General features: G+C 57.0%; 16 protein-coding genes and 1 tRNA gene. 6 read left to right on the plus strand and 11 right to left on the minus strand.

The genetic code is table 11. The features are described 5' to 3' along the window. Positions 1–96: 96 nt before the first annotated feature. The gene (locus SPI05_RS01850) at positions 97–1,311 is read left to right on the plus strand and encodes a glycosyltransferase (RefSeq protein WP_321075626.1); all 1,215 of its coding nucleotides are present in this window, start codon (positions 97–99) and stop codon (positions 1,309–1,311) included. An 8-nt stretch (positions 1,312–1,319) separates the two neighbouring features. Here SPI05_RS01850 and hpt read toward each other — a convergent pair whose 3' ends face one another. The 4 genes from hpt to rho form a co-directional block, all read right to left on the minus strand. Continuing rightward, a complete protein-coding gene (hpt, locus tag SPI05_RS01855) occupies positions 1,320–1,874 on the minus strand; it encodes a hypoxanthine phosphoribosyltransferase (RefSeq protein WP_321075628.1) in 555 nt (184 codons plus the stop codon). A 104-nt stretch (positions 1,875–1,978) separates the two neighbouring features. After that, on the minus strand, positions 1,979–3,226 hold the full coding sequence (gene tilS / locus SPI05_RS01860; protein WP_321075630.1) for a tRNA lysidine(34) synthetase TilS: 1,248 nt from the start codon (positions 3,224–3,226) through the stop codon (positions 1,979–1,981). Positions 3,227–3,238: 12 nt separating this feature from the next. After that, a complete protein-coding gene (locus SPI05_RS01865; RefSeq protein ID WP_321075631.1) occupies positions 3,239–4,600 on the minus strand; it encodes an NlpC/P60 family protein in 1,362 nt (453 codons plus the stop codon). 234 nt (positions 4,601–4,834) lie between these two features. After that, positions 4,835–6,538 (minus strand): transcription termination factor Rho, encoded by a 1,704-nt coding sequence (gene rho, locus SPI05_RS01870; RefSeq protein WP_414601955.1) that lies wholly within the window; start codon positions 6,536–6,538, stop codon positions 4,835–4,837. Between the two features lie 410 nt (positions 6,539–6,948). On the opposite strand from rho, the gene SPI05_RS01875 reads away from it, so the two are divergent. The 5 genes from SPI05_RS01875 to SPI05_RS01895 all read left to right on the plus strand — a co-directional run bounded on the left by SPI05_RS01875 (position 6,949) and on the right by SPI05_RS01895 (position 12,339). Then, positions 6,949–8,139, plus strand: coding sequence for an ABC transporter substrate-binding protein (locus tag SPI05_RS01875; RefSeq protein WP_321075635.1), 1,191 nt, complete (start codon positions 6,949–6,951; stop codon positions 8,137–8,139). Between the two features lie 93 nt (positions 8,140–8,232). Continuing rightward, a complete protein-coding gene (locus tag SPI05_RS01880) occupies positions 8,233–9,117 on the plus strand; it encodes a branched-chain amino acid ABC transporter permease (protein WP_282922130.1) in 885 nt (294 codons plus the stop codon). Between the two features lie 3 nt (positions 9,118–9,120). Next, complete coding sequence (locus tag SPI05_RS01885) at positions 9,121–11,001, plus strand: branched-chain amino acid ABC transporter ATP-binding protein/permease (protein WP_321075638.1); 1,881 nt, start codon at positions 9,121–9,123, stop codon at positions 10,999–11,001. Further along, entirely contained in the window at positions 10,994–11,698 is a 705-nt protein-coding gene (locus SPI05_RS01890) for an ABC transporter ATP-binding protein (RefSeq protein ID WP_321075640.1), read from the plus strand. Before SPI05_RS01885 ends, SPI05_RS01890 begins: the two co-directional genes overlap by 8 nt. Before the next feature lie 20 nt (positions 11,699–11,718). Continuing rightward, positions 11,719–12,339 (plus strand): CBS and ACT domain-containing protein, encoded by a 621-nt coding sequence (locus SPI05_RS01895; protein ID WP_321075642.1) that lies wholly within the window; start codon positions 11,719–11,721, stop codon positions 12,337–12,339. Positions 12,340–12,467: 128 nt separating this feature from the next. On the opposite strand, the gene thrB is transcribed toward SPI05_RS01895, so the two are convergent. The 7 genes from thrB to SPI05_RS01930 form a co-directional block, all read right to left on the minus strand. After that, a complete protein-coding gene (thrB, locus tag SPI05_RS01900) occupies positions 12,468–13,373 on the minus strand; it encodes a homoserine kinase (protein ID WP_321075644.1) in 906 nt (301 codons plus the stop codon). 70 nt (positions 13,374–13,443) lie between these two features. Then, a complete protein-coding gene (gene thrC, locus SPI05_RS01905) occupies positions 13,444–14,583 on the minus strand; it encodes a threonine synthase (RefSeq protein ID WP_321075646.1) in 1,140 nt (379 codons plus the stop codon). A gap of 86 nt (positions 14,584–14,669) precedes the next feature. Then, positions 14,670–15,974, minus strand: a complete 1,305-nt coding sequence (locus SPI05_RS01910; RefSeq protein WP_321075648.1) for a homoserine dehydrogenase — start codon at positions 15,972–15,974, stop codon at positions 14,670–14,672. 25 nt (positions 15,975–15,999) lie between these two features. After that, positions 16,000–17,580: a diaminopimelate decarboxylase family protein gene (locus SPI05_RS01915; protein ID WP_414601956.1), complete on the minus strand. Its 1,581-nt coding sequence runs from the start codon at positions 17,578–17,580 to the stop codon at positions 16,000–16,002. A gap of 55 nt (positions 17,581–17,635) precedes the next feature. Continuing rightward, complete coding sequence (gene argS / locus SPI05_RS01920) at positions 17,636–19,315, minus strand: arginine--tRNA ligase (protein WP_321075653.1); 1,680 nt, start codon at positions 19,313–19,315, stop codon at positions 17,636–17,638. 110 nt (positions 19,316–19,425) lie between these two features. After that, positions 19,426–19,498 (minus strand) — tRNA-Arg (locus SPI05_RS01925). 51 nt (positions 19,499–19,549) lie between these two features. Continuing rightward, entirely contained in the window at positions 19,550–20,806 is a 1,257-nt protein-coding gene (locus SPI05_RS01930) for an Nramp family divalent metal transporter (protein ID WP_321075654.1), read from the minus strand. Positions 20,807–20,844: the final 38 nt, after the last annotated feature.

Raw genomic sequence — 20,844 nt, forward strand, 5'->3', positions numbered from 1 at the left:
CACTTTTCCGTTATCCGGTACAACACCTTAAGCCTACCAAACAGCTATACAATGGGTGCATTCCCGCAGTTTTAGGCTAACCACAAAGAGAGCATCATGAAGATTGTTATCGCGGCAGATTCATATCCCCCAGATGTGAGCGGGAATGCGATTTTTTCCCAGAACCTGGCTCGCGGACTGCGCGTTCGGGGCCACAGCGTTCATGTAATCGCTCCTTCCCCGGTTTCCCGGCCGTACATCGCCAACGTGGCGGGTATTACCGAACACCGGATGCGTTCCCACGAGTTCGCCTATCTCCGCGGTTTCTGTATGAGCATGCCTTGGGAAATCAGTCGCACCGTGCGCCGAATTCTGCAGGGCTTGAACCCCGACGTGGTACATGTGCAATCTCACCTCAGTGTGGGTCGGGTCGCGTGCAAATACGCCAACGAATTGGGACTGCCGTTAATCGTCACGAACCACTTCACTCCCGAAAACCTCTTTAATCGCCTCTCTTGCTGCGTCCCAAAGTTCATCAGCAAGCTGCTGGCGGACATGGCCTGGAGGGACCTGGGAAACGTGTTTCAGCGAGCCGATCGCTTGGTTGCTCCCAGCCCTACCGCTATCGAAGTCATGAAAGAACACGCGCATCTCGGCGGTGGCGTTTCCATCAGCAACGGGGTGAATCTGCCGATTTACCAAGCTGCCGCTCAAAAGGCTGAAAAAGACCCAATTCCCCACCTTTTGTACGTGGGACGCCTAGAAAAACAGAAACACGTAGACGACATCATCACTGCCCTGGCCCTGTTGCAGCCCTCTACCAAACTACACTTTGACATTGTGGGAACCGGCACTAAGAAAGAGGACTTGCGGCGGAAAGCGGCGGAACTTCGGGTCATAGACCGGGTAACTTTCCATGATTACCTGGACGACGACGCCCTCATCGAGATGTACGCGCGCAGCGATATTTTTGTCAATGCCTCCACCGGGGAGTTGCAGTCTTTGGCGACTTTGGAGGCGTTGAGTTCGGGCATTCCAGTAGTCCTGGCGAATGCAGTGGGTCTGCCGCACTTGGTGCGTCCCGGAGTCAATGGCTACCTGTTCCAGCCCGGAGATATTGAGGCCCTCTCTGATTACCTGGAGGACCTGGCTATAAACGAGCAAAAACGCAAGTTTATGGGCAAGATGAGCTTAGAAATAGCCCAACCCCATGACTTTGAAAATACTCTAGACAGCTACGAAGCCCTATACCGCTGTGCTCAGGAAGAAAACGCTACAGCGCGCCAGCATCTGGACGCTATCGATCCCGACTACGTGTTCCCCCAAGAATAGCCGTGAGGCTAATTTTCGTAAACGTGGGGTGCTAACAGCCCGATGAACGGCAGGTTGCGATAGCGCTCGGCATAATCCAAACCGTATCCAACCACGAATTCGTTGGGAATATCGAAGCCGACGTAGCGCGGATTCACCACCGCTTTGGCAGCATCGGGTTTACGCAGCAAAGTCGCAATGTTCAGGGAGGCACACCCCCTGGTACGCAGGTTTGCCTCCAGCCAAGACAGGGTCAAACCGGAATCGATAATGTCCTCCACGATTAAAACGTGACGGTCTTTGATGTCGGTGTCCAGGTCCTTTAAAATCCGCACCACCCCGGAAGATTTTGTCCCCGAACCGTAGGAGGACACCGCCATCCAATCCATCTGAATGGGCGAGTGCAGCTTCCTAGCCAAGTCAGCCATCACCATGACCGCCCCGCGCAGCACCCCCACCAGCAGGATTTCGTGGCCCGCGTAGTCTCTGTCAATGACGGCCGCCATCTGGGCGAGCCTTGATTGAATCTGTTCCTCGGTCAATAAGACCCGTTCCATGTCTGCACCCATGTCTGCAGCGTCCATCACATGCCTCCCTCGAGTTGCAGGTACATTCTAAAAGTTTTACTGCTGGTCCGTGTCTATTTTAGACTTTCCCTCCGCATTGCCTAAATGCGACAGAATCTGACTCAATCCGAAAGATTTTCGCGCTCAGAAACATCGCGGTGGCGAGCAAATTCCAAGAAGCCTTCCCGGCGGGTCACGGTAATCCCGGGCAGAGCCAGCGAGCCTTGGCCATGCCAATCATGAATCAGGTCCACTACGCCACGCAGGTGGGCTTCAGTAAGGGAATCCACCCTCGCCCCTGCTAACAGGCTCGCTCGGCGTACCACCCGGCGCAGGACCGGGGCGGAATAGCGGATTAGGTCGCGATATTTGTAGCCTTCAATGACAGTGAGGTCCAGTTTCACACTGTCTCCCGGTTCCCCATCGCCGGGCTCGTCGCTCAGCACTTCCCAAAAGACCTGTTCCGCGAGGGTTTCCAGTATGGTGTCGTCCTCGGCGGCCTGACCGGCCAGACGTGCCAGAGCGGGAGCGGGGTCTTGGCCGAGCGCGGCCGCGAGCGCGGGCATAACCTGTTCGCGGATGGCAGCACGAGGTAACGGCTGACCAGCGGCAGTTTTCACGGGGCCTTCCATTCGGTTGCTCGGATCGTTGACGGCTACGAGCCCAGCCTGCTCACAAGCGGCTTGGGTGCAGGTCCGCCGAATTCCCAGCAACGGACGCGCTAGGCGCAAATCCACCGCGGCATCAGCCCTGGAATCTTCCTCTCTCCAGGCAAAACGTAAGGGTAGGCCGGTTTGGCAATCCAGGGATTCAAACTCTCTCATAGCCGAAATCGAACGTAGCGAGGAGCCGCGCGCCAAACGTAACAAGACGGTTTCTGCCTGGTCATCAAGCGTATGCCCGGTGAGGATAACCGCGTGGTCCTTTCCCTGGGCTTTGGCCTGAGAAACAGCTGCCTGGGCCAGCAATCCCCAGCGCAGGAGGCGAGCCTCTCCCTCTGGTCCGTTTGCGCCTCCACGTCTCTCCCCTCGCAACACTGTCGCCGCAGTAAACCCCAGTTCGTGGGCGCACCGGAGGGCGGCCTGGGATTCTGCCGCAGACTCGGGCCGCCAGCCGTGGTCTACCGTAAGGCAACTGATAGCCCACGGGCGAGGATGACGCAGGGCGACACGAATTAGCGCCGCCGCTAGGCTCAGCGAATCAGGGCCGCCCGATAGCGCCAGACACAACAGAGTACTGTCGGGGGAATCTATTGATTGCAGCACGCGGCGCACCGCAAGCTGGATTTCACCTAGGGCACCCCCAGCATCACGCTCCCAAAGGCGCACTTCTGAGCCCTTGGGGCTAACAAAAGGGGGCAGAGAACTCATGGACGCATTCTATTAGAGGCGCGCCACGAAAGGCATAATCCTATTCTGGTTATAGAAGTTGAAAGTACCCACCGTACTACCGGGCTTCGGCGCCATCAGGATGGTGTCGCCACCGGAGTAAATGGCCACGTGGTAGACCCCGTTACCAGTCCCGTTATTCGACCAAAACACCAAATCTCCCGGCTGTTTTTCGCTGAAGGGAACATTGGCGTAGGCGTTGTATTGGGCGGCCGCGGACCGCTGCACCCCTTTGCCAAGTTCTTTCATCCCCGCATAAACCAGTCCGGAGCAGTCGTAGCCATCAGGCCCCGTTCCTCCCCAAATGTAAGGAAGGCCCGTTTTCGTTTTGGCCCACTCCAGTAAGCTCGGCCCGAATCCCCCGCTCGCGGCGTTGCTGGGAGGCAAAGCGGGCTGAGAAGTCGGTGCTGGTGCCGTTGTCGGCTGGGAGGGTACAACGCTCGGCTGTGAGGTCACTTGCGGCGATTGTCCCGAAGCTGCGCGCTGGCGAGCCTGACGTTCTGCCTGCTCTCTCGCGGCCTGCTCGCGGGCTTTTTGCTCCGCTGCCTGCTGGGCTGCCCGGGCTGCGGCCTGCTGGGCCGCCAGAGCTTCTTGTTCTTCACGTTGGCGCTGTGCCGCGGCCGCTAGTGCTGCTTGACGTTCCTGCTCGACTTTTTCCTGACGGGCTTTCTCTTCCGCAATTGTCACTTCGCGTTCCCGCGCCAGTTCAACAATGATTTTTTCCCGCTGAGATTCGAGTTTCTTTAACTCATCCAAGGCTTCTTGAGCCTGAGCACGAGCGGTTTTTTCCGTAGTAGCCAGGCTGGCTGCGGCATCTTTCTTAGCTTTGGCAGCGCGATTAGCTTTGTCGCTCAAAACTTCGGCGACATTTTGCAACGCCATCAATCCCTGAGTTTGACTGTCTGCCTGATTACCCAAAGCATCGGTGACGGCTTCTTTCAAAGCGGCATCGCGGAAGGCGTCGGATTCGGTGATAGCCGCCAAGTCAGATAATCCGCTGCTGTTTTGGCGATACATCGCAACAGCTAGTCGACCCAATTTGGCTTTGGCCGCATCGGCTTCTCGCTTCGCTGCTTGGGCTTTCTTCGCGCTTTCACTGGCTTCGGCGGTGGCCGCATTCAGAGCATCGGTAGCCTCGGCAAAATCCTCAGCTGTTTGGGCATAGTGTAACTGGGCTTCATCGACTTTCACCCGGTTGCGGGCAATGGCACTTTCCAGTTGGGCAATGCGGTCTGGTTTGGCGCTCGGGGCACCCACGGCCAGGGGAATTGTTCCCATCCCCAGCGTCATTGCTGCAGCCACGCTCATCGCCGCCAAGCGACGCTTCCATCGTCCAAACTGGTCTGTGTTACGCAAAGCCTGCCTCCCTTAACAGCTTCTATAACTCTAACCACATCCATCGGCAGTTTACAACAGATTTAACGATTCTAAACAAAAACCACTGTTTTCACAATGGGCCTCAACTTTCACTCTCGTGACACTGGTAACATTTGTCCTGACAATTGCCAGATTTTTTGCCGCACTCCAGCACGAAAAAAGGTTCCCCTCCCACACAAACGCGAGAGGGGAACCTTTTGAACAGTAGAAAACCTATTCCGCGGGAGTCGTCTTGGCGACAGCCATTAGGAACTCGGCATTGTTCTGGGTATCTTTCAGCTTCTGGAGTACCACGCCTGCGGCCTGTTCCAGTTCCAGAGACGCCAGCACTCGGCGCAGCCGCCACAGTACGCTCAGCTCTTCCTTCGTGAACAGCACCTCTTCGTGGCGAGTACCCGAAGCATTGACGTCCACCGCTGGGTACAAACGCTTTTCGGCCAGTTCGCGGGACAGTCGCAACTCCATGTTGCCGGTGCCTTTGAATTCCTCAAAGATAACCTCGTCCATCTTGGAGCCGGTTTCGACCAAGGCGGTGGCGATAATCGTCAAGGAACCGCCGTTTTCAACATTGCGGGCGGCACCAAAGAACCGCTTGGGCGGGTACAGTGCGGAGGCATCCACACCGCCGGAGAGAATCCGGCCCGAAGCCGGGGCAGCTAGGTTGTAAGCACGCCCCAACCGGGTAATGGAATCCAGCAGCACCACAACATCGCCGCCCAGTTCCACCAGGCGCTTGGCCCGCTCAATGGCGAGTTCTGCCACCGTGGTGTGCTCCGAGGCAGGGCGGTCGAACGTCGAGGCAATAACCTCCCCCTTGACCGTACGCTGCATATCGGTGACTTCCTCCGGACGTTCATCCACCAGAACCACCATGATGTGAACTTCGGGGTTGTTTATAGAAATCGCGTTGGCAATTTGCTGCAAGATGATAGTCTTGCCGGCTTTCGGCGGAGACACAATCAGGCCGCGCTGACCCTTGCCGATAGGAGCCATCAGGTCAATAATCCGCGGAGCTAATACCTTCGAAGATGTTTCCAAGCGTAGCTGTTCATCAGGATACAACGGGGTCAGCTTGGAAAACTCAATTCGTTGCGAGGCTTCCTCAATACTCTGACCGTTGATGGACTCCAGATGCACCAGAGCATTGTGCTTGACGCGGCGTTCTTCACCTTCACGAGGCTTGCGCACGGCACCCACAATCGCATCGCCGGAACGCAGTCCCCATCGGCGCACCTGACCCAAAGTCACGTAAACATCGTTGGGTCCGGGAAGATAACCGGAGGTCCGGACAAAAGCGTGGTTTTCTTTCACCTCCAAGATGCCGGCAATGGGCAGTAACTCTTCAGGGCTGATTTCCTCGCTACCGTTATTGTCGCTGTCATCGCGATCGCGTCCACGATTACGGTTGCGGTTACGCCCGCGGCGATCATTGCGATTACGACGGTCATAGCGTTCGCCCCGGTCGTCTTGAGTCTGTTCGCGCCGCGCGCTGGCTCCCTGGGCCACCGCTTCCAGCTGAGGATTGTTTTCCGTGGCGGACTCGGCATCATCATGGTTGCGTTGACGACGCGAAGGCTTAGCCCCCAGGTCATGCTCCAACGCCGCCTTTACGTCAAGGGGGGCAGCAACGTTTTCGGAGTTTTCTTCGGCGGCAGGTTCGCCTGCCGGTGCGGAAGCGCGACGGTGACGACGCGCCGCACGCTCCTGACTCGCGGAAAATGCAGAGTCTTGCTCACCATCATGTTCAGAGGCCCGAGACTGTTCCGGAGTCGCAGTTTTATGGGGTGCGGAGTCAGCAGCTGCACCTCCAGACTTCTGTTTTTCAATAATCGCTTCAATAAGTTGCGGTTTTCGAGCCTGAGAAATGCCTTTAATGCCCAGCGACTTTGCCAGTTCGCGCAGTTCCGAAAGCTTCATAGCAGCCAGTTGATTGTCGTTCACAAGTGTCCTTATCTCAAAGGTTAATGGGTAAAAACTTGCGCAACGTCCCCAAATACGAAGGTTCGCAAGCAGACCGACTCAAGAATACGAATCGGGTTTGGCCCGGAAGATATCTACGGACCCGCGGCTGAGCCGTGTTGATAAAATCATACCTCCGCGCTAAGGTTTCAACAAAACGAGTATCAACTTCGTGAGCGTGACCCCGTCATGACCCGGACCACACAATGGTCTATCAGGAACGGAAGCTACAGCAGCAACGCAACTTCGGGGCACTAGGGAGTGGTTTCCGCCGCTTCATGCGTTATTTTCACATTCAATGCTTTTGCGGAACTGGATTTTTTATCTCCCCATCCGAAAAACTTCATTATTCAAAGAAAGGCACTCTAATGAAACGCATAATTGCAGCTGCTGCAATTTCAGCACTAACCTTGGTCGGCATGACGGCCTGCACTCAGCCCAGCTCAGGACCCGCCGGCGGCGGTAACACTGCCACTGGAGACACAATCAAAATCGGCGTGAACTACGAGCTTTCCGGTGCGGTAGCCACCTACGGTAAACAAAATGTTGACGGCATCCAACTGGCAGTTGATGAAATCAACTCCCAGGGCGGTGTCAACGGTAAAAAGATTGAAATTGTGAAATACGATTCCAAGTCAGAGCCAGCCGAAGCCACTACTCTGGCCACCAAGTTGATGAGCCAGGACAAGGTCCTCGCCATGATTGGTCCGGCGACCTCCGGTTCTTTCAAGGCAGTCATCCCCGCCGGTAACCAGAATAAAGTTCCGGTGATTTCCGGATCAGCTACCGCGGATGACGTCACCGTCACCGGCGGCAAGCTCCAAGAATTTGCTTTCCGCACCTGCTTCTCTGATTCCTACCAGGGCGGCGTGATGGCCCAATACGCCGCTGAAAAGTTAGGCGCCAAGACCGCGGTTATCATGGGAGACACCTCCTCTGACTACGCGAAAGGCCTGGCCAAGAACTTTAAGGAAAACTTCACCAAATCCGGCGGTTCGGTCGTAGCGGAAGAAGGCTACGTGGCTGGTGACACCGATTTCAAGGCTACCTTGACCAACATCAAGGGCAAGGATTTCGATGTGCTCTATATCCCCGGCTACTACCAGGAAGTCGGCCTCATCATCAAGCAAGCCCGCGAGCTGGGCATTGACGCCAAGATTCTGGGAGGTGACGGCTTTGACTCCCCTACCCTTCTGGAACTGGCCGGTGCCTCGGCGTTGAACAACGTGTACTTCACGTCGCACTACTCGGCTTTGGACACTTCCAACACGAAACTGCAAGACTTCATCAAGACCTACAAGGATAAGTTCGGCGAGGATCCGTCCTCGTTCAACGCCCTCGGCTACGACACGGCTTACTTCGTGGCCAAGGCGATTGGTGAGGCAAAAGAGTTGAACGGTCCGGCTATTGCCGAAGCGATGGCTAACGCTAAGGGCTTCGAGGGCGTGACCGGTTCTTTCGATATGGATCCCAAGACTCATGACCCGATTAAGACGGCGGTCGTGGTTTCTCTGAAGGACGGTGTCCAGGACTCCGCTGAGGCCTACGCCCTGAAGTAATCGAGTGTTTCCCAAGGGCGGGGCGGCCCGTTGATCCGAGTCTTCACCAGGTTCGGGCCCCCACCCTCGGGACCTCGAGAAGGAACGTTCCTCATGGATTTGATACTGCAACAGCTGATTAACGGCCTGTCGCTGGGTAGTATCTATGCGCTAATCGCGCTGGGATACACCATGGTCTACGGCATCATTCAGCTCATCAATTTCGCCCACGGCGACGTCCTAATGGTCGGGGCTTACGTTGGTTTCGCAGGAATGGTCCTGCTGCACCTCGACCCGTTCACATCTTTGCTGGCAGCAATGATTATCTGCGCGATTTTGGGGATGCTGATTGAGCGTTTGGCTTATAAACCGCTGCGCCACTCGACCCGAATCGCCGTACTGATTACCGCTATTGGCATGTCCCTGCTGATTGAGTACGTGATGATGTACTTTGTCGGGGCTGAAGCCCGCGCCTATCCCGCCCAAACTGGCTGGCTGGGAGCAACTTACCGCTTCGGCGGGGTGAGCCTGTCCATGATTCAAATCATCATCGTGGTGGTTTCCGTGGTACTGATGATTGTCCTGCAGTTCATCATTAAGAAAACCCGCATTGGTAAAGCCATGCGCGCGGTCAGCCAGGATCAAGACGCCGCCAAACTCATGGGAATCAGCGTGGATAACACTATTTCCTTCACTTTTGCTCTCGGCTCCGCTTTGGCTGGCGCCGCCGGGGTGCTGTGGGGGCTGTATTACACTTCGATTACCCCACTCATGGGCATTATGCCGGGCTTGAAAGCCTTTGTGGCCGCTGTTTTGGGCGGTATCGGTTTGATTCCAGGAGCATTGGTGGGCGGCTATCTGGTCGGCTTTTTAGAGACCATCGTGAACTCCTTGGGTCTGTCCACATTCCGTGACGCGGCCGTGTTCATGGTGCTGATTATCGTGCTCATCTTTAAGCCCGCCGGCATCCTCGGCAAGAACGTACAGGAGAAGGTCTGAGCCATGAAAACTGGAATAAAAGGTATCATTGCACAAGCCGTCATTCTCGCGGTTCTTTGGGGGCTGGGGTACGCCCTCATCACGGTGGGGGTCATCGACTCTTACATCTTTAACACAATGGTCACCATCTGCGTGAACATTATCCTGGCTGTGTCGTTGAACCTGGTCACCGGGTTTACCGGGCAATTCTCTCTGGGCCACGCCGGATTCATGGCAGTAGGGGCCTATTCCACCGGCCTCATCGTTACCGCGATTCCTACCTACGGTGGTTTCTTCCTGGGACTGGGCATAGGCGGACTTTTCGCCGCCGGTATCGGTTTCCTCATCGGTTTGCCGACCCTGCGTCTGAAAGGAGACTACCTGGCTATCGCCACCCTGGGACTGGCCGAGATTATCCGCGTGCTGCTGTTGAATCTGGAGTTCTCCGGCGGGGCTGCCGGACTGTTCATCCAACTGCAGTTCACGGACTGGAACATCCTGTTCATCCTCACAGCGGGCACCATCCTGCTGATTCGTAACTTCCTGAACTCCCGTCACGGGCACGCCTGCATCGCGGTCCGCGAGGACGAAATCGCCGCTGAATCCATCGGCGTTTACTCCACCCGGATTAAGACCCTGGCTTTCGTAGTCGGTTCTTTCTTCGGAGCCATCGGGGGCGGCCTGTACATCGGCAACTTCTTCTTTGTGAAACCGGACCTGTTCAACTTCATGATGTCCATCAACATCCTGGTGATAGTGGTTTTGGGCGGTTTGGGTTCGCTGACCGGCTCGATCATCGCCGCCATATTGCTGGCTGTAGTTTCGACCCTGCTCCAGCCCTTCCCTGAAATCCGAATGATTCTCTACGCCTTAGTTTTGGTTATCCTCATGGTGTTCCGTCCCCAGGGTCTGTTGGGTACCAAGGAGCTGACATTTAAGGTCTTTGGTCGGTTGTTGCGCAAGCCGACCGGGGAGGGCAAACCGGAAAATGGCAGTGCGTTGCCAACTCCCCCAACCGCGGAGACACCTCCGGAGGCACTCCGCGCCAAGGCTAGTCCCGAAACTGGGAAAGAATCCGCATCCACCGAACCCCCGACCGAGGAGCAACGCGCCCACGCTATCTTGGACGTGCGCCGCCTGACACGGCACTTCGGCGGGCTCGCCGCACTAACGGACGTGGATATGTATCTGAAGCCCGGTGAACTAATCGGTCTGATTGGACCCAACGGAGCGGGGAAAACCACCGTTTTCAACCTGCTGACCGGGGTTTATCCCCCCTCGTCGGGAACCATCGCTTTCCGCCCCGACCCGCAGGGCGGGGACGTCTCCATTGCCGGCAAGAAACCCTTTGTGATTTCTCGCTGCGGCATCGCCCGCACCTTCCAAAACATCCGTTTGTTCAAGGACCTCACGGTGTTGGACAACGTGGTTTTTGCCATGGAACAGCGCGAAAAGTATTCCCTCCTGGCGTCCTTTTTCCATCTGCCGTCCTGGTCCCAGTCGCGTCAACGCGTCCACGAAGAATCTATGCAGTTACTGCAGATGATGAACCTCGCTGAAAAAGCCGGTGAATCAGCTCGGAACCTGTCCTACGGTGAACAGCGTCACCTGGAGATTGCTCGTGCCCTGGCGACTAACCCGCAGCTCCTGCTGCTGGACGAGCCGGCGGCAGGAATGAACCCAGCCGAGACTGCCCAGCTCACGGAGTTGATTGCGATGCTGCGTCAGCGCTATCACCTCACTATCCTGCTCATTGAGCACGACATGTCGCTGGTGATGACCATCTGCGAGCGCCTCTACGTGCTCGACCACGGCGTGGTTATCGCTTCCGGTACGCCTCAGGAAGTTCGTAACAATCCGAAGGTTATCGAAGCCTATCTGGGGCAGGAGGTGGAAAATGTTTGAGATTAAGGACCTAAAGGTTTCATTCGGCGGCATCCAGGCTCTCAAAGGCATTTCCCTGCGCGTGGAAGAAGGTGAAATCGTGACCCTGATTGGCGCCAACGGAGCGGGTAAAACCACGACGTTGCGCACCGCCTCCGGCCTGGAACGCCCTTTGGAAGGCTCGATTTGGCTTGACGGCAAGGAAATTACCAAATCCTCACCACGTTCGCGGGTACGCCACGGTTTGGTTCACGTCCCGGAGGGGCGTCGGGTGTTCCCCGGAATGACCGTGATGGAAAACCTCGATTTGGGCGCCTACATGCGCAAAGACCGCAGCGGTTGGGCCGCGGACCTGAAAATGGTGTTTGAACGGTTCCCGGTCTTGGCTGACCGGAAAAATCAGCTGGCGGGGACCTTGAGCGGCGGTGAACAGCAGATGTTGGCTATGGGCCGCGGGCTGATGGCCAAACCGCGCGTCCTGCTGTTGGACGAACCTTCGATGGGTTTGGCACCGCTGTTCGTCCAAGAAATCTTTGACATCATCGTCAAAATTCAAGAAATGGGAACTACGATTTTATTGGTAGAGCAAAACGCCAACATGGCTTTGCAGATTGCCTCACGCGCCTACGTGATGGAAACCGGCAAGATTGTGTTGCAAGGCGATGCCGCAGAGTTGCTCACTAGCGACGAAGTTAAGCATGCCTACCTGGGAGGATAACCATGTTTGTAAAATGGAGAATGACAGCCAACCCTTTTACTATCGATTCGGGTGCCACCGTACCCGACGCTATCGAAATGATGCAGACACACGGCATCACGAAGCTGCCGGTATTGCGTGACGGCAAACTGTGCGGCGTAGTTTCTCAGTCGGACATCAACCGGGCTCTGCCCTCTGACGCAACTTCCCTATCTTTTGGCGAAGTGGCCTACCTGTTGTCCAAACTGAAGATTTATAAGATTATGAAAAAGAATCCCCCCACCATCTCGGCCGATGCCATGCTGGAGGAAGCCGCCATCGTCATGCGTGACTCGAAAGACGAGATTCTGCCGGTCATGGATAAAGGCAAGGTTATCGGGGTCATTACCGAATCTGATGTCCTCGATGCGTTTATCGACATTAACGGGGCTCGCGAGCCCGGAACCCGCCTGGTTATTGAGGCTGACGACCAGCCCGGGGTGATGAGCCGCCTAGCGAGGGTCACCGGGGAACTGGAGACCAACATCACCCATATTGCGGTGTACCGCACCGGGATGGAGAGTTCTTTCGTGCTTCTGGGTGTGAATACCGTGAATACCACCGACCTGGAGGAGGCGTTTACGAAAGCCGGATTCCAGGTCCGTTACGTCCTCAGACGCTAAAGCGTCGTTCATCTCCAAAAAATCTCCCTACCCCGTCATTGCCTTTCTTGGCGGGGTAGGGTCTTATTCACAAGTTTCGGGGGTGCCTGTATCCGTGACTGGATTGACCACGTGGTGGTTCCCCGTGGTTACCTGACAATGATTCCCTGTGGCGCCACCGGTAATTCTCGCGGCTTCCAGCCCAGATGTTCGAGATCTTGGCGCGTGGCGGGGTCCAGATGGTCAAAAAGTATCACGGTAGGCCCAGCACCACTGATGGCGGCGGGAGCGCCAGCGGCTCGCAGCCGGTCTACTAATTCTAGGGACTGGGGCATGCCCTCACGGCGATACTCCTGATGCAGCCGATCCTCAGTAGCGAAAAACAGTAGTTCGGGGTATTTAGCCAAGGCCAGAGGCAGCAGCGCGGCGCGTCCGGCATTGAAGGCCGCGTCCCGATGCGGAACTGACTCGGGCAGCAACCCGCGTGCCTTGGAGGTGGCGAGTTCAAATTCCGGAATCAGCACGGTCAGCCGTACTTGCGGGGAAACCTCAAAATGTTGCGCATAGGCTCGCGGCGTACCCCCATTCGCACTCGGTTCCATCCAGCCCACCACGGCGCCCCCGTACACGGCAGGGGCGGCATTGTCGGGGTGGCCTTCCATCTGGACCGCGAGCTGAAAAATCGCCTCCGTGTCCAACACTCCAGGCTCCAGCAAAGACCCAGCAGCAGCCAACCCGGAAACTAGGGCCGCGGAAGACGAACCCAGACCACGGCCGTGCGGAATCCGGTTCACGCAATGCATTTCAATCCCAATCTGGGAAGCTCCTACAGATTCCAGCCCAGCTCGCAAAGCCTGCACCACCATGTTGGTTTCATCCTCAGGTACTTTTCCGGCGCCTTCGCCTTCCACCGTGACGTGGGTTGCTCCGGTGGTGGCCCGCACACTGACTTCATCGCGCAGTTCCAAGGCGAGGCCCAGAGCGTCAAATCCCGGCCCCAGGTTAGCCGAGGAGGCCGGAACGCTGACCGTTACTTCGTCACGCACAAAATTCATGGTAATTCCTTAGGTTCGGTGGTTTTGCGCTTGGTTTGGGCCCAGCATCGGCCTGATGGGGACGTTACTGTTACAGGCCAAGTTCCCGTACCGCCGCCTGCAGGCTGGGTTCGATTACGGGTGGGGTCACGTTGCCTTTCGCTTCCATTGCGGTGGCGGTGTCTTTCAAGCCGTTGCCGGTCAAGGTACAGGCAATTCGCACTCCTCCAGGTACTTTGCCTTGCTCGGCCAACGCCAACAGACCCGCTATCGGGGCCGCGCTGGCCGGCTCGCAAAACACTCCGACTTCCGCGGCGATAATGGACTGGGCCTGCATAATGGCTGCATCGCTGACCGCAGTAATCAACCCGCCGGAGTCGTCGCGGGCCGCGGTGGCGTAATCCCAAGACGCGGGGTTACCAATCCGGATAGCGGTGGCGATGGTTTCCGGATTCTTGATAGGGTGTCCCGCCACGAAGGGTGCGGCTCCGGTGGCTTGAATCCCCCACATTCGAGGCAGCTTGGTGGATTGTGGTTTCAGTTTCAGGGCTGAATCCTCGATCGAGGAGGCGACTTTCCGACCGAAGTACTCGTTATATCCCATCCAATAGGCGCTGATGTTTCCGGCGTTGCCCACCGGCAGGCAGTGAATATCGGGGGCATCACCCAGGGCGTCACAAATTTCAAAAGCGGCGGTCTTTTGTCCCTGCAGCCGGTAGGGGTTAATTGAATTCACCAAACCCACCGGGTACTTTTCGGTCAGTTCCCGGGTGATTCGCAAGCAGTCGTCAAAGTTTCCGTCCACCGCAATGAGCTTGGCCCCGTGCATCACGGCTTGAGCCAGCTTGCCCAGAGCAATCTTTCCGGCGGGTAAAATGACCGCGCATCCCACCCCTGCCGCGACCGAATAAGCCGCCGCGGAAGCGGAGGTGTTGCCGGTGGAAGCGCAGGCCACCATCTGAGTGCCCGCCGCCTTCACTTTCGTCATGGCCATAGTCATGCCCCGGTCTTTGAACGAACCGGTGGGGTTAGCACCCTCAAACTTCACATAGACTTCTGTACCGGTGGTGTCTACGCCAGCTTTCTCGCTCAGGGTGCCAATGCGCTGTTCCACGCGGCGCGCCCGAATCAAGGGGGTATTGCCCTCAAACAGGGTCACGACGGGGTCGCCTGGTTCCAGGGGAAGTCGATTCCGGTATTCTTCCAGCAGACCGCTCCACATCTGTGCCATGTTTTGGTTGCTCCTTATTCGCGGTTTCGATAACCTCTACAGTTTTCGCTCTCGGCCACGCCTTAGTCACGAAAAAACTGAGGCTCTCATTGGTCTTCCTCAATGGACATCTCTGAGGCGATTTTATGCACTAATGGTGATTTCGCCAAAGCGGCAGTAATTCCCTCATGCTTGGAATTCTGTGCCAGATGGGTCGAAATGACCAATGTCGCTTCGTCGGGTGCGGTCTCGGTCGGTGGTTGAGTCAAAGACGCAATGGAGACTTCCCCGGCGGCATAGATTTTGGCGATTTCCGCCAGCATCCCAATCCGGTCAGCAACCTGCAAACGTACCTGACGGCAGGTTTCCACTCGTCCCGGTTCGCAAATCGGCAGGTCTGCGTACACGCTTTCGCGGGGGGCATGCCCCCCGGAGACCAGGTGGTTGGCACCCGCCACGACGTCGGAAAGTACCGCGGAGGCGGTGGGAGCCCCACCTGCGCCCGCCCCGTAAAACATGAGCCGACCAGCAAACTCGGTTTCCAAAACTATGGCGTTGTAGGGTCCGCTGATGCCCGCCAGCGGATGACTCTTTGGCACCAGGGTCGGTTCCACACCGAGGGCAATCTGTTCCTGCCCGTCAACGGTGACCCTTTGGGCGCGAGCCAACAGTTTCACCGCGTACCCAGACTCTGTAGCCTGTTGAATGTCCTGAGGGCTAACCTCGGTAATCCCCTTCACGGGGACATCCTCCAGGTTCACCCGGGTATGGAAAGCCAGGGAGGCTAGGATGGCGCACTTGGCTGCCGCATCGTGACCGCCTACGTCCGCGCTGGGATCCGCCTCGGCAAAGCCAAGCTCTTGAGCCTGGTGCAGAGCCCGTTCATAAGACCAACCCTGGGTGGTCATCTGATCGAGAATGTAGTTGGTGGTGCCGTTGACGATACCCAGAACTTTGTTGATTCGGTCTCCGGTCAAGGATTCCCGCAGTCCATAAACCACGGGAACCGCCCCGGCCACCGCGGCTTCAAAATACAAATTCGAATCTGTGCGGGCGGCAGCCTCATAGAGTTCCGGGCCGTATTGTGCGAGGACCGCTTTGTTGCCGGTCACCACCGTTTTGCCTGCCTCCAAGGCTTTCAACATGGCACTGCGAGCCGGTTCCAGGCCTCCCATCAGCTCGATGACCAGGTCGGCTGAGTCAATCACCGCATCAATATCGGTGGTCAACAGATTTCGGTCCAGGCCCTCCCGAGCCTTGCTGGTATCGCGGACCGCAACGCCGCTAAGCACCAGGTTTGCTCCCGCCCGTGCCGCGAGTTCCTGCTGTTGGTCATGCAAAATGCGCGCGACTTGCAGTCCTACCGTGCCAGCACCGAGCAGTCCAATTTTTACGTCTTGTTTTTGCGCCATCTCTGTTTTCCCTTTCGGTATCCCTCTATACGTTCACTGTATCAGCAGGGCGGGCGTCTAAAAATTCGCGGTACTGCGGGTCAAAATGAGCCAGCATCGCATCCACAGTTTCCGGCTCCAAAAGCCACTTTGTAATGACCGTTCCACTGTTGTCTTGATCTACCCCCAGCACTCCCGGGCGCGTAAACCAGTTATAGTTCGAGCTCATGGCCCACCCATAGGCTCCTGTAGCAGGTACCGCCAGCAGGTCTCCCTCGGTCAAGTCTGCGGGCAGGGCCACGTCTTTAACCACAATGTCACCCGATTCACAGTGAGAACCCACCACACGGCAGGGCGTCAGCGGAGCCGTCGAACGGCGGTTGGCCAAAGCAATCGTATAGTTGGCATCGTACAGCGCGGGACGAATGTTGTCGCTCATTCCACCGTCTATCGACACGTAGCGACGATAGCTGAGGCTGCCGTCTCGATGCTGGCCCACCGGCTGATCCTTGATATTGACCACTCGGTACAAAGTAATGGTGCTGGGACCAGCAATAGCTCGTCCCGGTTCTACGGAAACCCGCGGGAAGGGTTGTTCTAACTCATCACAGGCATTTTGTATCACTTGGTACAGTCCAGCGGCGAAGTCGGCGGCGCCTGGCGCGGGGGCATCGGCAGGGGTATAGGCGATGCCGTAGCCGCCACCCAGGTCGATTTCTGGAATGAGATAACCGGTCGTTTGTTTCACCAGACCCCGAAACTCCAGAATTATCCGAGCCGCGGCAAAAAAACCGTCAAGATTCACTATCTGAGAACCAATGTGAGAATGCAGACCGCTCAGCTCCAAGCGTTCATCAGCCAAAATGGACTGCACCACGCGCCAGGCGGGGGAATCAAAAGCCGGGGCTGCGCCGCGGGGAGAATCGGAGTCATCGATAGGTTCAAAACCGTGAGCCCCAGGGGTGAGGGACAACCCGAACTTTTGGTCTTCGTGGGCGGTAGCAATAAATGCGTGACCGCCGGCGTGAACTCCCGTGGTGACACGCACCATCAGCGGCACCCGGCTTTGCGGCTCCAATTCATCTAAGACGCGCTGAATACGCCGGACTTCCGCGGGGGAATCAACGATAATCCTCCCCAGGTGAGCCTCAACTGCTTGTCGCAGCAGTTCGGGGGATTTCCCGTTCCCATGCAAGCCAATCAAACTCGGTGGACAGCCTGAAGCTAGCGCCAAAGCCATCTCCCCAGCAGAAGCCGTATCTAACCCGAGTCCTGCCCCAGCCGCCAGCCGGGCTATTTCCACGCACAAGAAGGCTTTTCCGGCATAGTGTACCTGCACCTCATGCTCGCCAAACGCTGCGGCAAAAGCCTCGCGAAAAGCCTTGAGACGGTCTTGAAAATCCGCCATGTCCAGCACAAAAATCGGGGTTTGTCCGCCCCGACCGTCCACCTGCGGAGCCTGGCTCAAAAGCTCGCTCAGGCTTCGTCCGTGCAGAGTCAGTTCTCCCTGTGAATCGCGCTGAAGCCCACTGGGCCACAAGTCCGCGCGCGCCTGCGGGTCCGGGGCAACCCAAGTTCTTAAGCCAGAATCCCCCGGGTGTAAACGTGCTGGGTCATCAGCCGTCAAATCCACCGCCCGTTCCTTCCTTACGTGGCGCGGCTTCCTCGAAAAACGGCGCCGCTCACATCCGCTCGGGTGCGGTCACACCCAACAGGTCCAAGCCGTTGCGCAGGACCTGACCAACAGCGTTGTTCAGCGCCAGCAGCGCCGCGTGCTCAGCCGTTACCGGTTCATCACCAGCGGGGGTGACGCGGCGCTTGCCGTACCAGGTGTGGTAAGCCCCCGCCAAGTTCTCCAAGTAACGAGGCACCAGGTGCGTGGCGTTTTCAGCCGCGCCTGTCGCCACTACGGACGGGAACTGCGCCAGAACACCGATAAGGGCCGCATCTGCCGGATCGCTGAGTTCTTTCGGATCGAAACCATCCGCGCAAGAAACCCCATGTTCAGCAGCGTTCTTGGCTACGTTTGAGGTGCGGGCATGCGCATATTGGACATAGTAAACGGGATTTTCGTTGGTATGCGAAGCCAGCACATCAAGGTCAATCGCCAACTGGGTATCCATCGAAGAACGCACCAGGGCATAACGGGCCGCATCGACGCCTACAGCTTCGACGAAGTCCTCCAGCGTAACGATGTCTCCGGCACGCTTGCTCATACGTACCGGTTCACCGTTCTTAAACAGGTTCACCAGCTGCCCGATGATAATCTGCATATTCTCGCCCGGCTTATCGCCATAAGCGGCGCACATTGCCATCATGCGCCCAACGTAACCGTGGTGGTCAGCCCCGAATAGGAACACGGTGCGATCCGCCCCGCGCCGGCGCTTGTCCTGATAGTAGGCTACGTCAGAAGCGAAGTAGGAGGCGTTGCCATCGGACTTGATAACCACACGGTCCTTGTCGTCTCCATGCTTGGTTGTCAGCAGCCAGGTCGCGCCGTCCTTTTCGGCCACCTCGCCACGCTCACGCAAGTAATCCAGCGCCTTGGTGACTGCCCCGGTTTCATAGAGGGAATTTTCGTGGAAGAACACATCGAATTCGGTACGGAAACCGCGCAATGATTCTTTAATCTCATCGAACATCATTTCGACGCCGTGAGAGCGGAAGTATTCTTGGGCGGCTGCGTCGTCCAGAGTTACCGGGTCAGGGTCGCCCGCAGCTTTCGCTTCGGCTTGAACCTTGGACGCGATATCGGAAATGTACTGCCCGCCGTAACCATCTTCGGGGGTTTCCTGGCCGCGAGCCGCTGCCAGCAAAGAAACCGCAAAGCGGTCAATCTGGGTGCCATGATCGTTAAAGTAGTACTCGCGTGTGACCTTAGCGCCGCTGAACTTGTACAGACGAGCCAAAGAATCCCCCACTGCTGCCCAGCGCGCACCGCCAATGTGCAGCGGTCCGGTCGGGTTAGCGGAAACGTACTCCAGGTTGATATGGATTCCTTTGAGGTTTTCGCCGTGGCCGTAATCGTTGCCGGAAGCCAGAATCTCAGCTACCAAAGCACCGGCGGCTCCGGCCTCAAGCCGGATGTTGATGAACCCCGGACCGGCGACTTCCGCGGAGGACACCCCGTCAATTTGAGTGATGGCAGAAGCAAAGATTTCCGCCAGTTCTCGAGGGTTGCGGCCCACAGACTTGCCCAACTGCAAGGCGATATTCGTCGCCCAATCTCCGTGGTCGCGATTCTTGGGACGCTCCACGCGCATTTTTTCGGCCAAGACGCCGTCTGCTATATCGATATTGTTTTCCGCCGCTGCGGTGCCAAGCTGCGCAATCATGCGCTGAGTTAATTCTTCAGGAGTCACCCCATAAGCCTAACGTTTTGCCCTGAGCACATCAAAATTACCCCGTTTAGAGGGGCGAAAAATCGAAAACGATTGGTGTCCATTAAGTGCGCCTATCGCACCTGATTCAGCGCCCCGGATGGGATTCGAACCCATGACCTTTTGCTCCGGAGGCAAACACTCTATCCACTGAGCTACCGGGGCTTGCTGCAGCCAGCTTCAACAGTTTACCGCTTTGCTTCCAGAAGGTAAATTTTAACCCCCTATGCCCAACACTAACAGCACTAAAAGTCCCAGATTCAGGGCAATAATCAGAGCAGCTACCAAGATGTTAATGGCCAGCAACCATTTGGGGTCAGCGAAAGGTCCCATAATGTCCTTTTTCGACGTATAGATAACCAGGGGCAGCAACGCAAAAGGAATTCCTAAGGACAGCAGTGCCTGGCTGAGTACCAGCACCCAGGTGGGGTCGAAGCCGAGCGCCAAGATGGCCAATCCCGGTATCAAGGTCACCACGCGCCGCGCCAGCAGCGGAACGCGAATGTGCAGCAAACCGGCCATAATCTCTGAACCCGCATAAGCTCCTACCGAAGTGGAAGCAAGCCCCGAAGCCAGCAGCCCGATTGCGAACACCGTAGCTACCCCACCACCGAGAGCTAGGGAGATAACGTGATAAGCACCTTCGATTGTGTCCGTATCTTCCTGCCCAGCTCCGGGTCCGCGCAACGCAGCGGCAGCCAGCAGCACCAGGGCAATGTTAACCGAACCAGCCACCAGCAAGGCCCAGAACACATCCAGTTTCGTCGCCCGGAGGAGTCTGCGCTTGCGGTCGTCAGGATGCTCCGAACCGTGGCGGTCTTTCGTCAGGGAGGAATGCAGATAAATCGCGTGGGGCATCACGGTGGCTCCCAGCATCGAGGCAGCCACTAAAACCGAGTCAGCATTGGGGAATGTCGGACGTAACCCGGCCACGGCAGCCTGCCAGGAGGGCGGTGCCACTACCAGTCCACCCACGAATCCCAGGGTGATGACCAGAAGCAGGGCAATGATGACCCGTTCAAACACAATCTGACCGGAGGTATTTTGTAAAAACAGCATGCCCAAAGACACCACACCGATTATCAAGCCGCCAACCAGCAGCGGAGTCCCAAATAACAGGTTGAGTGCTATGGCTCCACCAATGACTTCGGCCAAGTCGGTGGCACCTGCCACGATTTCGGCTTGGATCCAAAAGGCGAGCCGCGCTGGCCGGCGCAAACGATTGCCTAGGACTTGCGGCAGGGATTGGCCGGTGACAATCCCAAACTTTGCGCTCTCATATTGGACCAGCATAGCCATCAGGTTAGCCAGCACCAGTACCCACACTAACGTGTAACCGTAGCGAGCTCCGGCAGTGATATTGGCGGCTACGTTGCCCGGATCCACGTAGGCGACAGCAGCCACGAAAGCCGGCCCCATCAGGGCAACCAGAGACTTTTGAGAGGCTTTCGGGTCGTCGGCGAAATGAGACATAAATAAACCCTACGCAAAACCGGCAGGCAGTAAAACCC

The organism is Mobiluncus sp. (assembly GCF_034180645.1).
Taxonomy (GTDB): domain Bacteria; phylum Actinomycetota; class Actinomycetes; order Actinomycetales; family Actinomycetaceae; genus Mobiluncus.